The organism is Rothia sp. CCM 9419 (assembly GCF_048512815.1).
Taxonomy (GTDB): Bacteria; Actinomycetota; Actinomycetes; order Actinomycetales; family Micrococcaceae; genus Rothia.
In genome coordinates, this window is record NZ_JBLXXY010000001.1 from 66653 (window position 1) to 82255 (window position 15603).

At 47.7% G+C, this 15603-nt stretch carries 10 protein-coding genes; 5 read left to right on the plus strand and 5 right to left on the minus strand.

Annotated features, from left to right (window positions below; genetic code table 11):
• The first annotated feature begins 85 nt into the window (after nt 1-85).
• Complete coding sequence (locus ACN08W_RS00365; protein WP_419102765.1) at nt 86-1405, plus strand: hypothetical protein; 1320 nt, start codon at nt 86-88, stop codon at nt 1403-1405.
• On the opposite strand, the gene ACN08W_RS00370 is transcribed toward ACN08W_RS00365, so the two are convergent.
• Nucleotides 1402-2397: a glycosyltransferase family 2 protein gene (locus ACN08W_RS00370; protein ID WP_419102764.1), complete on the minus strand. Its 996-nt coding sequence runs from the start codon at nt 2395-2397 to the stop codon at nt 1402-1404. The genes ACN08W_RS00365 and ACN08W_RS00370 overlap by 4 nt on opposite strands.
• Before the next feature lie 150 nt (nt 2398-2547).
• Nucleotides 2548-3522, minus strand: coding sequence for a glycosyltransferase family 2 protein (locus ACN08W_RS00375; RefSeq protein WP_419102833.1), 975 nt, complete (start codon nt 3520-3522; stop codon nt 2548-2550).
• A 361-nt stretch (nt 3523-3883) separates the two neighbouring features.
• On the opposite strand from ACN08W_RS00375, the gene ACN08W_RS00380 reads away from it, so the two are divergent.
• From ACN08W_RS00380 to ACN08W_RS00395, 4 genes are all read left to right on the plus strand, one after another.
• Nucleotides 3884-8743, plus strand: a complete 4860-nt coding sequence (locus tag ACN08W_RS00380; protein ID WP_419108505.1) for an NAD-glutamate dehydrogenase — start codon at nt 3884-3886, stop codon at nt 8741-8743.
• A 167-nt stretch (nt 8744-8910) separates the two neighbouring features.
• On the plus strand, nt 8911-9657 hold the full coding sequence (locus ACN08W_RS00385) for a GntR family transcriptional regulator (protein ID WP_419101222.1): 747 nt from the start codon (nt 8911-8913) through the stop codon (nt 9655-9657).
• Between the two features lie 29 nt (nt 9658-9686).
• Nucleotides 9687-10583 (plus strand): 5-deoxy-glucuronate isomerase, encoded by an 897-nt coding sequence (gene iolB / locus ACN08W_RS00390; RefSeq protein WP_419101221.1) that lies wholly within the window; start codon nt 9687-9689, stop codon nt 10581-10583.
• 74 nt (nt 10584-10657) lie between these two features.
• On the plus strand, nt 10658-11404 hold the full coding sequence (locus ACN08W_RS00395; RefSeq protein WP_419102761.1) for a sulfite exporter TauE/SafE family protein: 747 nt from the start codon (nt 10658-10660) through the stop codon (nt 11402-11404).
• Between the two features lie 88 nt (nt 11405-11492).
• On the opposite strand, the gene ACN08W_RS00400 is transcribed toward ACN08W_RS00395, so the two are convergent.
• The 3 genes from ACN08W_RS00400 to ACN08W_RS00410 all read right to left on the minus strand — a co-directional run bounded on the left by ACN08W_RS00400 (nt 11493) and on the right by ACN08W_RS00410 (nt 15568).
• Nucleotides 11493-12704, minus strand: coding sequence for a Gfo/Idh/MocA family protein (locus tag ACN08W_RS00400; protein ID WP_419108506.1), 1212 nt, complete (start codon nt 12702-12704; stop codon nt 11493-11495).
• A 121-nt stretch (nt 12705-12825) separates the two neighbouring features.
• Nucleotides 12826-14268: a sugar porter family MFS transporter gene (locus ACN08W_RS00405; protein WP_419102759.1), complete on the minus strand. Its 1443-nt coding sequence runs from the start codon at nt 14266-14268 to the stop codon at nt 12826-12828.
• A gap of 325 nt (nt 14269-14593) precedes the next feature.
• A complete protein-coding gene (locus ACN08W_RS00410) occupies nt 14594-15568 on the minus strand; it encodes a Gfo/Idh/MocA family protein (RefSeq protein ID WP_419108507.1) in 975 nt (324 codons plus the stop codon).
• Nucleotides 15569-15603: the final 35 nt, after the last annotated feature.

Genomic DNA, 15603 nt, shown 5'->3' on the forward strand with positions numbered 1-15603 from the left:
ATGATGTTATTGTGCCGGTAAGGTTTAAACCTTGCCGGCACTAGTATATATTCCTGATAAGTTATGAAAGTGTAGAGTGTTATCGGTGGTCAAACAACAATCAAAAGAACCTCCCGCATCTACCGATCAACCTACCCCCCCAACATCTATTACCCGTAAGGAATCTAGCGCTATCCTCGGTGCGTCTGTTCTTTCTGCACTCTCAGCATTCCTTGCTACAGTCATTGCAAAACATGCACTACCTAGCGCTGACGTACCAGAATTTTTAGTATTTTGGGCGCTACTCTTTGGTATCTACGGAATCATTGGAGGTATTGCCTCAGAGGCCACCCGTGCCGTTGGAGCCGCTCAACTTAACCCACCTGCAACACCTGGTGCCCGCCCTGCTGTTATCGCTTTAGGGATAGGTCTTGGTATTGCCATCATCGTGACAGCAACATCAGGTATCTGGATTCATTACTTTCTTTCTCAAGACCCCCAGTTTACTCTCGTCGCCATTGCGTTAGCTACGGTTCTATATGCTGTTCAAGTTGCTCTAAGCGGTAATGCTGCAGGTGAGAAAAAATGGTATCTTATGGCAACCATTAACGGCGGAGAGGCTACTTGGCGTTTCGTGAGCATGCTTGTTGTCGGTCTTCTTGCCGGATACCTTTGGGGTCTTGAAGCTGCTGTTATTTCGCCAGCATTACTCTGGATAGTCCTTGCTATATGTTCTTCTCATGCCCGTTCTGCCTTAGGGGCCAGAGGTGATGTGCCTGCAAAAACGCTCACCATAAACACCCTTATCGCAATGGGCTCAGCCGGCGCATCGGCTGCTCTTACCACAGGCTTCCCCCTCATGATGAAAGCCACTGAAGGAGCCTCTTCTGGTACACACTCAGATATGGTGCTAGGAGCGCTCATTCTGGCTATTTCGATTACTCGTTCACCTATTATGATTCCGCTCCAAGCTTTTCAAGGCGTGGCAATTTCTCTCTTTATCAAGCATCAGGATCGTCCTCTTCAAGCCATTGTCCGACCTGCTGGTGCTCTTCTCGGGGTGGGCGCCATTGGGGCGATCGCAGCTTATCTGATAGGGCCGTTCCTCTTCTTGGCGATTTATCATCCCAAACCAGAAGAAACCGTGGCGTACCAAGAAGTCGCCCAAGGACATATCCTCGCCCTGCTCACCTTTGCTTCAGCTATTATGGCGCTCTTAGTTCTTTCTGGAACACTTGTACTGGCAACAAACCTGCACCGAATCTATATCCTCGGGTGGGTTGGGGCGGCGTGTATTTCCCTCGGGTTACTCTTCTTACCTTTGCCGCTTATGGTGAGAGTGCTGATATCGCTTTTTGTCGGACCCCTCAGCGGATTTAGTATTCACCTCATTGGAGCATGGCTGAACGCACGCGTGAGTCGCTAAAGCCCATAGGTTCTCTTGACATAGGCGCGATACACTACCCGATACAACGGTGGGCATAATTTTAGTAAAGTGGCAGCCGCACAAAAAATAGGATTAATAGAAATAATCTGATAAATCTGTGACCACCGAATCAGCTGACGATTACGAGATAGAATTTCACGCCCCTGAGCAGTGTCATTAAAAATTGCTTGCTGTGAGCTATTAAGAAAAGTGATAATCCACGAAACATCGTAAGCCTTACGCCCTTGAATGGTGTTCAGGCGTTCCCCTAATAGCTCTGCTTGAGCCTGCATGAGAGCTAAGCTTTCTTCTACAGGGGTAATGCGTCCCCACGAAAGACCGGTCGACTCCATAAAATACTCATATTGGACTTCTGGAGTTGCTACAACCGTCTGAGCGTTAAGACATAATGCCAAGGTGACAAGAGCGTCTTCTCCACGATGAATATCTGGGCAGAAACGAACATTTTCAAAAAGAGAACTACGAATGATTTTGTCGCACAGATAAGGAGTGATTCTTCCACCTTGAAGAAGGTGATAAGCGGCTTCTTGTCCTAGGAAAGTCTCTGTCGGTTGGGTTGGGCGTGGGGTAACGGAACCATCTGGTTTAGCAATAGCTAAAACACTGGTCACAATATCGGCATCATAGCGCTCCGTATAAGAATGCAAAGATTCTAAAAAATGCGGGCGATACGTATCATCTGAATCAAGAAAAGCAACCCATTGCCCCCGAATATGCTCTAGCCCCTGGTTGCGTGTTCGTGAAACCCCCTGATTCTGCGCATTATTGAAAAAACGTAGCCTTGGATCAGGGTTGTGGTGAAGAAATTGTTCAATAACCTGCGCTGAATGATCAGTTGCCCCATCTACGAGTATCAGCAACTCAAAATCAGGGTCACTTTGAGCGAGCACCGATTGAATAGAAGATATAACACGTTCAGCAGTGTTATACACCGGCATAATGATGGATGTGCGAGGAGCAGAAAAGCTCATGCAGAAGTTCCTCACGGGTAGGAAACGAAATATCGACAGCACACATTATATCCTTCACCGCTTGAAACAAAGGATGCGTCATGCAGAACCTTAAAAGTTATAGCGGACATCAGGGAGTGCTACATCTGAGTAGTGTAAGACCAAAGAGACTTAGTCAATTCCATACGCTCGTTGAACATAACGGGTATAAAACGTCTGGTAGACCTTCGGCGAAAGTTTAAATAAGAATGCGGCAGCACCAAAAACTGGACGTGTTCTAAGAGCTCGTACAACAATATGCCACGCTAATGCCTGTTGGCATTGTTTTAAATAATTCGGAGCGTTGGAAACACCTAAACGCAGAGCACTTTGTGCTCCATTGAGAAAAGCTAGACACCATGTAACGGCAAGAGCGTCCTGCTCTTGCTTGCTCCCTTGATGTATTTGAGTATTTTCTTTGAGATAGTTCATATACCGGTACATTTCTTGTATGGGCGGTACAGACCCCCACGTGACAGAATGCGGGTTTACGCTATAGAGGCATAATGATTCTTCAATAAAGCGCACTTTTCGCGCTTTTTGATAAATCGGAATAATGTAGGCGGCATCTTCAATACGGTTAATAGTGGGGAAGGTGTGTCCAGTTGCGGTGCTGGCACGAAAAATTTTGTCCCACACATAGGGTGTTGTTTCGTCGCGTAGCAGTTTGAGCATCGCCTCATGTCCCGTGAATATTCCAGTTTTTCCGCGGAGTCGGGTGCGTTGGTTTCCGTCTCGTGTGACGACATCATGAGCGCAGACAACAACGTCTATTTCATCGTTCGTCCAATGATGCATTCTTTCAAGAAAAGTTGGTGTGAAGGCATCGTCTGAGTCTAAAAAGGCAAGCCACTGTCCGCGAGCTTGAGAAAGTCCTCGGTTGCGAGTTTCGGATAATCCAATGTTCTGTTCGTTGAGGAAGTAGCGTACCCGTGAATCATTAACTTTTTTGAGGTGTTCTGTGATGATGTGATCAGCGTGGTCTGGGGAAGCGTCGTTAACGATGATGAGTTCAAAATCTGGGTCTGTCTGATGCAGAACGCTATCGATGGCACGGATAACTGCATGAGCGGTGTTGTAGACCGGCATAATAATGGTAGTTCGCACAGTCAATGAGTGCCCCCTTGTCTCAAAAGTACATGTACCCATGATTATAGGTGTTTTTAGAGTGTAGTTTGGACTTTAGAGGAGCTCTCTCATGTCTCGTGATGTGGCAAGGTCTTGTGGTTGGGTGTCTTTTGAGGAATGTCAGTAGCGAATAAAAGTGTTACAGACTTTAATGCTTCTTGGTTATTCTAAAATATGGGGTTATCTAGCTGATACGTTAGTTTTTTTAATTTTCTTCACGAGAGCACTCTAGGGGTTTTGTGTTAGTGGAGTCACGTTATAAGGTATTACCTATAACACGCACACTTAGCGTGTTGACCATATCACAAAGGTGTGATTGTACTACTACCGGAGGCATATTTTGCACGCTCGCGACGACGCATCACCAGAACAACTGACCACCCCAACATGGATCGATCAGTATTACCAATACACCTCTACAGAGGCAGAAGGAAATAACGTTCACAACCGCCAACGTCTCGCCCAAGAACACCGACGTCTATCACAGACCCGTCAACACGGCGAATCCCTCGTCAACATGCTACAGGACGAAACCTCCACCACATTACTCATCACCACCGATGATATGAGCTACCTTGTCAGCTCCATCACCGCCGAGATTGCCGCACACTACGGCGGTATTGCAACATTGAACCACCCCACCTTCATTGCTGAACGAGACCATAACGGAACACTCATCAGCCTAGAAGGAACAGGTGTAGAACAACCGGTCGTCAGCGGAGACACCGCAGCGTTACCCGTACTAGACCAAAAAACACCCTCGAACGGCAACACACTCACCGTAGAATCATGGATATCCATCCAGCTCATCAAAACTCTTGACCCACAAACGCAACAAGAACTCACAACACGTATTCACCAGATTCTCAAAAATGTACGTAGCGCCGTTACGGACGCTGACGCCATGGCACAACACGTACGAACCATCGCCCAACAACTCAGCGAGCGCACGAACACCACACAACAAACCTTTAGCGCCCATGACCCCATCCAAAAAATAAGCACTGCTCAAGAATTTCTTAACTGGTTAACCGAAGGAAACTTCTTGTTCTGGGGGATGGAAGAACGGCGCATTAACCCCGCAACAGCAACACTAGAGACCTCACCGCAGAATCGTTTAGGAATCTTTACCCAAAGCCAAGAACATCACGTCGAACTACCTGACCTCGACATCACAACGGCGTATTCCCAACAGCCATTACACATCACGAAAGCGTATTCTCGCTCAACCATTCACCGTCACGAGTATCTCGACTATATTGGTGTCAGCATTGTGGACGACTCCGGTGCAATCATCGGGGAGCACGTTATCTTAGGGCTGTTCTCTGCTCAAGCGTATACACTGCCAGCTACGCAAACTCCATTGATACGAGAACGTATTAATTCTATTCGTCACCGACTCGGGTTCCACTGCTCCTCCCATTCAGAAAAAACTCTTACCGGAATGATCGAGCAGTACCCTAGAACAGAACTGTTCCACACCAACGTTGAAACTCTCAGCGAAACCTTCCGAGCCATCATGGGGCTTGAAGAACGACGCCTTACGAGGGTCTTTATCCGCCCCGATAGCTTAGGGCAGTTTATTTGTGCCGTTATTTTCTTACCGCGAGACCGTTATAACACTGGAGTTCGCCAACGAATCGAATCTGTTTTCTGCGAACAATTTGATGTCGCAGACATCGACTATGACGTACGTTTGTCGACTTCTTCCTTAGCTCGTCTTTTCCTTCGTATTCGGTTGAATCAACCCAATACGACCCTCGAGATTAACACTGAGGACATCCAACAAAGAGTCCAACGAGCTGTGCGCTCATGGTCAGAAGCAACTGCTTCGGCACTAGAAAAAGCCCAACCAGAAGATAAAGCCCGTACGATTTCTCAGCTATGGGCTGATGCGGTTCCTGCAACCTATCGTGCCGACTATTCCGTTGAAGAAGCCGTCAACGATGTTGACATCTTTGAAGAGCTCTCAACACAACATAAAAAGCCTGTAGCAGTCAGACTCTACACAAAAGATGGGCAAACTCGCCTCAAAACGTATCTCAATAGCCAACACACACTAACCGAACTGCTACCGGTTATGCAGAATATGGGGCTGATCGTAATCGATCAGCGACCCTACCGTATCACCCCTGCAGACGGGCGAGACTTTATCCTCTATGATTTCGGTGTGGTATTCCCTGAAGGGATTGATGCACAAGAAGTCGTAGATGTTTACGAACAAGCATTAAGCTCATTCCTTCAAGGACGCCGTGAAACAGACACCCTTGACCGTCTCATTCTCAAAGAAAAAATGAGCTGGAAATATGTGACTGTTCTGCGCGCTTACACACACTACCTTGGTCAACTTGGATGCGGATTCACCCCAGAATTCATGTCCGACACGCTGCTAGGGTACCCTGCTGTTACGAGCCTACTTAACGAATTCTTCGCTATCAGCTTCGACCCGAAACGCCAGTACAACACTGATGAAGAACGAGAACAAGCACGCCAAAAAACATGGGAAGAGCTCCTCTTAGAACTTGGCAAGATACCAACTCTTGACGCAGACCGTTTTATGCGTTCAATGGCTACCGTTATCGCAGCTACTTTACGCACTAACGCGTACCTACCAGATGAGTTCCTCGCGCTAAAAGTCTCTCCCGAATACATTGATTTTGCGCCTTTGCCTCGACCTAAATTTGAAATCTACGTGTATTCTCCCCGAGTAGAAGGCGTACACTTACGCTTCGGCTCCGTTGCACGCGGCGGACTCCGCTGGTCTGACCGTCGTGAAGACTTCCGAACTGAGGTCCTTGGCCTTGTCAAAGCCCAGATGGTCAAGAATGCGGTTATCATCCCAACTGGAGCTAAAGGCGGGTTCTTCCCGAAACAGCTTCCTTCCCCAGCACAAAATCGTGACGCATGGATTGCAGAAGGACGAGAATCCTACAAAATCTTTATTCGTGCGCTCCTTTCTGTCACCGACAACCTGCGTATCGATGAGAACGGCGTAGAACACATCATCCGCCCCGAAGGTATTATCGCTCGCGACGCAGACGACTACTACCTTGTTGTAGCCGCAGATAAAGGGACTGCAGCGTTCTCTGATACAGCTAATAGCATCAGCGAAGAATATGGATTCTGGCTTGGTGACGCGTTCGCGTCCGGCGGCTCTATCGGATACGACCATAAAGCAATGGGAATTACCGCAAAAGGCGCATGGGAATCTGTTAAACGTCACTTTGCCGAACTCGGTAAAGACTGCCAACAAGAAGAATTCACCGCAGTAGGTATTGGAGATATGAGCGGTGACGTCTTCGGTAACGGAATGATGCGCACACAAACAGTCAAACTCCTTGCCGCCTTTGACCACCGCGACATTTTCTTAGACCCCAACCCCGACCCCGAAACCTCTTTCAAAGAACGCGTACGCCTCTACGAATTGCCACGCTCCTCGTGGCAGGACTACGACCGTTCACTCATATCTGAAGGCGGCGGAGTCTACTCTCGCGATAGTAAATCTATTCCGCTGACACCCCAAGTACGCTCCGCTCTAGGTATTGATGAGGACATCACAGAGATGTCACCACCTCAACTGCTTTCAGCTATTCTCAAAGCTCCCGTCGAGCTTATCTACAACGGTGGTATCGGTACATATATTAAATCGTCTGCAGAAACTCACGCAGAAGTTGGCGACAAAACCAATGACGCACTTCGTATCAATGGTTGCCAAGTACGAGCCACCATTATCGGTGAAGGCGGAAACCTCGGAATGACCCAACGCGGCAGAATTGAAGCAGCAGAAGCAGGCGTACTTCTCAACACTGACGCTATTGACAACTCTGCCGGCGTAGAAACCTCCGATCGTGAAGTCAACATCAAAATCCTAATTGACCGACTCATCGCTCAAGGCAAACTATCGCCAGAGGAGAGAGCAACATTTATTGAAGCTCAACGGGAAGATGTGGGCCAACAAGTTCTTGAAACAAACCGTGAACAAAATGTTCTACTCCAAGCAGAACGGCACGGTGTTATCCCAGGGGTAAGCGCCTACATCCGACTCATCCACGACCTTGAAAAACATGCCGGACTGGTGCGTGAAGTAGAGTTCATCCCTGACGACGAACACATCCGCGAACGCTATGAACAGACCGGAATTACTCTCACTAGCCCTGAATTTTCAGTGCTTACCGCATACGTCAAAATGCACCTCACTGCGGAGCTTTGCAAAACATCTTTTGCAGAAGACCCCTATCTGCACCGTATTTTGCAAGAGTACTTCCCTCCAGCACTTGTAGAGCGATTCGGAGAAGACCTAAACACCCATCCGCTACGTCAAGAAATTATCTGCACGCGGGTTGCAAACCAGATAGTGAACACTGCTGGTATTACGCATGTCTTTAGGGTTCAAGAAGAAACAGGCGCCAGCGTAGACACTATCGCACGAGCCTTCTTCGTTGCCCGTGACCTTTTCGATATTGACAAGGCTTCTACCGTACACCGCGGGCTTCCTGCACACACCCTGATTCAGGGTTGGCAGGCAACAATGCGAGACTGGCAACGCGTACTTGACCGTCTCGTACGCTGGTTTATCTCTGAGCGTTCTGTTGTTACAGGAGCACCAATCCTTGACATCATTAACACCTATTCAGAGGTTCTGCGACTGCGACGTAACCTCCCTGATTATCTTTCTGATAATTCTCGCGCTCGCGTTCGTGCTTTGCGTGAGCAGGGTGAGCAATGGGGTCTTCCTGAAGAATTGTTAGTTGTCTGGATTCGTGGTTTTGAAGGTTTCGCATTGATGGATGTGGTGCGGACTGCTCAGGCTCATCAACTCAGTGTTGATGCTGTTGCTCTGATTTACTTCTCGGTGTATGACCGTTTCGGAGTAGATTCTTTGTTGACGCTCATTAGCCGTCTGCCTCGTACTGACCGTTGGGAGATTCTTGCTCGTTCAGCTCTTCGCGATGACCTCTATGAGATTGCTGCTGGCCTTGCCCTAGCAATTTTGAAGGCTCAAGGTGAAAATGCCTCGGCTCGCTCGGTGGAACAAGGAGATTCTGCCGTTCAACAATGGGTCAAAGAACATCCTGTTCGTATGGAACGAGTTGATGACACTTTAGCTGAGGTAGTTCAGGCTGCTACTGGGTCTGATGGTCGCCCCCGTTTTGATGTGCTCTCTGTTGCGTTGCGTGCTTTGCGTGGTGCGTTGAGCTAACAGACACTGTGGTTCAGGTGTGGAAGTCATCGCTATTATTTTGATAAATAGCGATGACTTCCTTGCATTTGTTGATGTGCTAGCACCCTTGGAATGAATCACAATGCTACTCTAGAATAGTTATGTCTTTACAAAAGGACATATAGACACTATCCCCAGCAAGGTTGATGATGGCTACTATAGATTTTCCTGCAATTACTATTGATCGTTCTTCCCCTATTCCCCTGTACCATCAGCTTGTTAACGGCATTAACCACCATATTGCTGAGGGAAAGATTCCTACTGGTTCAATGCTCCCTAACGAACTAGAACTTGCTGCTCAGCTGCATCTATCACGTCCAACTGTGCGTAAAGCTATGGATGAGCTTGTTCGTGGCGGGTTACTTGTTCGTAAACGTGGGGTAGGTACACAGGTTGTTTCAAACGAGATTCGTCGCCCTTTGAGCCTGTCTTCTCTATACAACGATTTGCAACGAAGCGGTATTGAACCAACAACACGTGTCATTACCTATGAAGTGGTTGAAGCTGATGAGCAAATTGCAGAGAAACTTGCCCTAACTGATGATTTATCGGTTTATCATCTGGTTCGTGTTCGTTACGAAAACGGTACTCCACTAGCTTTAATGGAGAACTGGGTTCCTGTTAGTGCGGTCTCTTTGACAGAGGACGAATTAAATGAACGCGGTTTGTATGAGCTCATGGGATCTCGTGGGGTGACGTTCTCTCTTGCTCAACAAAAAATTGGTGCCACTATAGCTAATAAGTATCAGGCGGTAGAGCTTGATACCCATGAGGGTGCACCGTTGGTGACGATGTTCCGCACCACCATGAATGACACCGGTGTTCGTGTTGAAACAGGAAAGCACGTATACCGAGCAGACCTATATTCCTTTGAAATGACGCTTTCAAACTAAAATTCTGAACTCTACGATAGGAGAGTACCGTGACACAGCAGTGGTTCTACCCAGCAGGTTCTGCTTCCCAAGACCAATGGGAGGTTTCTTTAGGGGCTTCTGACTCTACAACGACTGTAGAAGGCTGGAAACATACTGGTATTCGTGTTGCTACTTTGGGGGAAGAACCTCTGAGCTTAGATGCAGCAGATGAAGAGCGTATCATCATGCCCTTGAACGGTGATGTTCACGTCACGATAGGTGACGAACAGTACCTTCTTGAAGGTCGCGAATCTGTATTCCACGGCCCTGCAGATATCTTATACACCGGTATTAATACCCCTGTGGTGATTAGCGGAGTCAAAGGTGCGCGAGTTTCTATTTCTTCTGCACCAGCACGTGCACACTATCCGGTTCGTCATGTTAAAAAGAGTGAGATTCCTGTAGAGCTCCGTGGTGCCGGTAATTGTTCTCGTCAGGTTCATAATTTTGGTACTCCAGCAGCGTTAGAAGCAGACCGTTTCATTGTCTGTGAAGTGATTACTCCTGCCGGTAACTGGTCTTCATATCCTCCTCATAAGCATGATGTGGAGCAAGAAGGGGAAACTGCGTTAGAAGAGATTTATTATTTTGAGACTCGCCCTGCAGTAGGTGCACCGGCAGAAGCGCAGGACGCGATTGGCTACCAGCGTGTATATGCTTCAGATGAACGTCCCATTGATGTCAACGCTGAAGTGCGTACCGGTGACGTGGTGTTGGTGCCTTATGGTTGGCATGGGCCAGCCATGGCGGCTCCTGGCTACGATTTGTATTACTTGAATGTTATGGCAGGTCCTGGACCTGTTCGTGATTGGTTGATCAGCGATGACCCACACCATGGCTGGGTCCGTTCGACATGGGACAATCAGGAGATTGATCCCCGTCTTCCTTTCACCGCAGAACAATAAAAATATAATATGTCCAGAGGTGCTAAAGAATTATTCTTTAGCACCTCTGGCTTTAACATGATGGGGCAAAAACAATGCTGAATATTATAGGGGAGTACTCTCTAATTTCTTGGGCTCTTCTAGGATGCGCAGCCTTTTTAGTGGGTATCTCTAAGACGATGCTTCCGGGAGTTAATCTTATTTCTGTTATTATTTTTGCTTCTCTCATGCCAGCAAAAATATCAACGGGCGCATTATTAATATTGCTCATCATCGGCGATATTTCAGCGTTAGTAGCGTATAGAAAACATGCTCATTGGAAAACACTCTTGACCTTGGTGCCGGCTGTGCTTTGTGGCTTAGTTGTGGGTGCTGCGTATCTTTTTGTTTCTAATGATCAGGTGATTCGTCGTAGTATTGGTTGGATTTTATTGGCTTTGATGGTGCTGACTCTTCTTCAGCGTCAGAGCCGTCATTCAGCACAGAATACTTCGCAGAAGTTTGCTTGGTTTTATGGGGGACTTGGTGGTTTTACCACGATGGTCGCTAATGCTGGTGGGCCAGTCATGAACATGTATTTCTTGGCGCGCCGTTTTAACGTTCAGCTTTTCTTAGGGACAACAGCTTGGTTTTTTGCGGTGATGAACATGCTGAAACTTCCTTTTTCTGTGAGTTTAGGGTTGGTGAACCCTCACACCTTAACATTAGGTTTAGTCTTACTTCCGCTGCTTCTTCTGGGAAGTTTTATAGGCTGGTTTTATGCTCGACGTATTCCACAAAAAGTTTTTGAGCGTCTTGTCATTGTTGTAACGTGGGTGGGGGCTCTTTACCTAGTTTTCTAAAAAGTTTTGAGTATGCTTAAGGCTCTTTGAAACCGGTTTCCCCGCCAGTTTCAAAGAGCCTTAAGTATCTCTAGGAGTTATTTTCTTCTTATCGTTTGGAGAGGTCTTCTCCGCTGGCACTAGTGCCAGTAACAGGTTCCACTACCTGCCATGTCTGCGTTTCCGCAGAGTCTACTGCCGCTGAGATGACGCGGTTAGCGAGGAGTGCGTCGTGAATATCAGCGTGAATCTTTTCTCGTCCAAGATATGCTTGAAGGAATTTCTTCGCTTCAATAATTTTTAGGTCGTCATATCCCATGGAAGTTCCTGCCCCTGGTTGGAAGAAGGAGAAATCTCCAAAGCCTGGGCCGGCAAAAATACGAGTGTATCCAACCTGTTCGCCAGCTGATCCAAGAGCTAATTCGAGTTCGTTCATACGCTCAAAATCCCATTTGAGGGAGCCCTCAGTGCCGTAAATTTCAATAGCGTACTGGGCGCGTGGGCCAACACTCACACGAGAGGCTTCAAGAGTTCCTACCGCGCCTACGCCACCAAGACGTACTAAGAGTGCGGCGTAATCTTCATTCTCGACCGGTGCCATTTCACCATTTTCAATGACTGCGAAGTGGGTTCCGCTTCCCATAGGCAGTTTGGGGCGCTCGGTATGGACGGTGTGGGTGAGCGCACAGACCTCAGTGATAGGGCCGACGGTGTAGTGAATAAGGTCTGCGAGGTGTCCTAAAAGATCTCCTAATACGCCGGTACCAGCAAGGTCTCGTACGAAACGCCAAGAGAGCGCTCCGCGGGGGTCTGAAGAATAATCTGCAAAGAATGAACCACGAACGTTGGTGATTCTTCCAAGTTTTCCGTCGCTGATGAGTTGACGAGCGTATTCAATAGCTGGTGTGTTGCGATAGTTGAATCCAACGGCGGTGACTACACCACTGTTACGAGCTTCATCAACAATTTCTTGGGTTTCTGCCGCGGAGCGTCCTGCTGGTTTTTCAATCCAGAATGCTTTGCCTGCAGCTGCCGCTTCTTTACCGATTTGTGCGTGCAAGAAGTTAGGTGCACAAATAGAAACAACGTCAATATCGGGGTTTGCGAGGACGTCTTGATAGTTGGTTGTTCCACTTTCAAAGCCAAGAACGTTAACCGCGTAATCGACGCGTTCTTCGGAGGTATCTGCGGCTTGAACGAGTCGAGTTTTGATTCCTAGTTCTGGGTAGACCTGTGGAACTGCTGCGTAGGCTTTGCTGTGGACTTTTCCCATCCAGCCGACACTGATAAGACCAACGTTGATGGTACGTGTTGTTGTCATGATGTGACCTTTTCAAAAAAGTAGTAGATGTGTAGAACTGAGGAAAATGGAACCGTAGCCCCTATGCCCATCGTGAGCAATAGAGGCTACGGAACATCAAGAGAGGTTATTCAGTGGTAGTTTATTTGTTCTTGACAATGTAGATAGCACCGGTAGTGACGCCAACTTCCACTTCTTCAAGGCTCTTACCGCGGGTTTCTGGTAGGAACTTGAACATTACGAACGCTGCGATTGCGTTGATGACGGCGAATCCGAAGAAGGTGGAGTTTAGTCCAACTGCTTTGAGGATTGAAGGGAACGCGAAGGAGATTGCAGCATTTGCAAGCCAGAGGCAGAGAACTGCGAATCCCATACCGAATGCGCGAATCTGCTGAGGGAAAATCTCGGAGAGAAGAACCCATGTTGCAACGTTCAAGAAGGTCTGCATCGAACCGACGAAGCCGACGATGAGAAGCAAGAGAATGTAAGGGCGAGCTGCAGAGTCGGTAGGTAGTACCAATGCTGCAGTACCGATGAGGAGGTGGAAGATAGTAACCAAAGTGTAGCCGGTGATAACGGTGGTACGACGGTTAATTTTTTCCATCATCCATAATGCGATGAATGCGCCGATAACAGCGATGATACCGGGAGCGATATTAGCGATAAGAGCTGCGTTCTTAGAGAATCCAGATTCTTGAAGAACAATCTGACCGTAGTACATGATGGAGTTGATGCCGGTGAACTGCTGGAATACCGCAAGTGCAACACCAACAAGGACGATGCGAAGAATCCATTTGTCTTTGAGCATGGAGGACACGCTAGGAGCAACCATGGTGGATTCTTTTTCGAGGGTTCGCTGAATATCCTTAGCCTCAGCTTCAGCTCGCTTTTCGGAACGAATCTGGCGTAGAACTTCAGTTGCTTCATCGAGGCGTCCCTTAGAAACTAGCCAACGAGGAGATTCTGGAACGCGGAGCATGCCGATGAACAAGAATACTGCAGGAACTGCACAGATAGCGAGCATGATACGCCAGACACCATCAAGGTGGCCCCATACGTTGCCGATAAATGCGTTGATGACGAATGCTGCCAACTGACCGACAACAATCATCATTTCGTTGCGTCCAGAGAGGGAACCACGAATTTCGTAAGGTGCAAGTTCTGCAAGGAACACGGGAACGACGGTGGAAGCGCCACCGACGCCGATACCGAGTAGGATGCGTCCAAGGACGAGTAGGCCTAGGCTTGGTGCGAAGGAGCACGCTAATGCGCCGAGGAAGAAGATAATTGCGAGCCCCATGATGGTCTTACGACGACCAAATTTGTCGGAAATGCCACCGGAGAAGAGTGCGCCAAATGCTGCAGCGAAAAGGAGTGAAGAAGTAACGATACCTTCTGTTTTTTCGTTGAGGCCTAGCTCTTCTGACATAGGAAGTAGAGCACCGTTGATGACACCGGTGTCGTAACCAAAGAGCAAGCCGCCGAGAGTTGCTACAACGGCGACCTGGCCGAGGCGTTTACTGTGAGGCCCCTTGGTGAGAGGCGGTAAGTTCGCCTCCGACGCACTAACAGAGTGTCCTGACATTATGACTCCTTCGTCTATAAGAAATGTCGATAGTAGATATATGAGGTTAAACGATAGTCTCTGTAGGCGAGCTTACCTAACCTCATGCTCTATAGAGTGTGTGGTTTTAGTAACCAATTACTCAACAGAGAACCCAATGTGTTACTAAACACTATATATTTGTCATGACATAATGACAATCTTTTTAAGAAAATTTTTTATCCCCTTTTTCTTGAAACGACAATCAGCCCTAATCCAAGAAAAAGAGTGCAAAGACAAGCAGATACGCGAAGAGGGGGTACCAACATGTTGGTACCCCCTCTAGCGTAGATACCCGAAAATATCTTTAGCGATACAAATCAGGTTTCTCTTCGAGAACAACCTGCTCAATATTTCCGGAATTCAACGCCGCAAAACCAGCTTCACAACAAGCAGCCGCCGCGTAACCATCCCAAGCAGATGGTCCAGTATGCTCACCCTTGCTGATGGCATTAATCCATGCCTGAACTTCTTGATCATATGCATCAACAAAGCGCGGCTCAAAACTGGGGCAGGTCAAATCTTGACCGACAGAAATGTGGTTTTCTTCAAATACTGCGCGAGTAGTTACAGAATATCCAAAACGAGCAGTGACATGAGTGCTAACCGTTACCAGTACGCCAGACTCAGTCTCCATAATGACTTTTGCCGGATCAGCAAGCTCACCTTGAGCATGCTTGGTCTTCTTGCCAGAGATTACACGGACTGTCTTAATCTCTTCACCAGTCAGATAACGAACTCCGTCAAACTCGTGAACAACAGTGTCGTCAATGAGATTACGCCCCGTATAAGAATCCAACACATACGGATTAATATGTTCGCAATCCAGCTGCAAAAGTTCACCATAAGAACCAGCCTGAACAGCTGCACGAATAGTGCGGTAACCGCCATCAAAACGACGCATGAAGCCAACCTGAATCAACTTCTTGCCGGTAGCAACTTCAGCCTTAACAATTTCATATGCAGAGGCTGAATCTGGAGTGAGTGGCTTCTCGCAAAGAATAGGCAATCCAGCCTCTAATGCAGGTTGTAAAACAGGTGCATGTAAGAAACCAGGAGTCGCAATTAAAACAGCGTCAACACTGTCAGACTCAAGAGCCTTGTGGAAATCAGTATAAACCTGAGCTCCATCAATACCTTCAAGAGCTTCAATAGCCTTAGACTCATCAATATCTACTACTGCGCTAACGCGTGCGCCATCAATACGTTCGTGAATACGACGAATATGGTCGTATCCCATGCGTCCAGCGCCAACAACGGCAACACGAATATCCTGAGACATCTTTACTTCCTTTTCAATAACAGATGAAGTTGGGT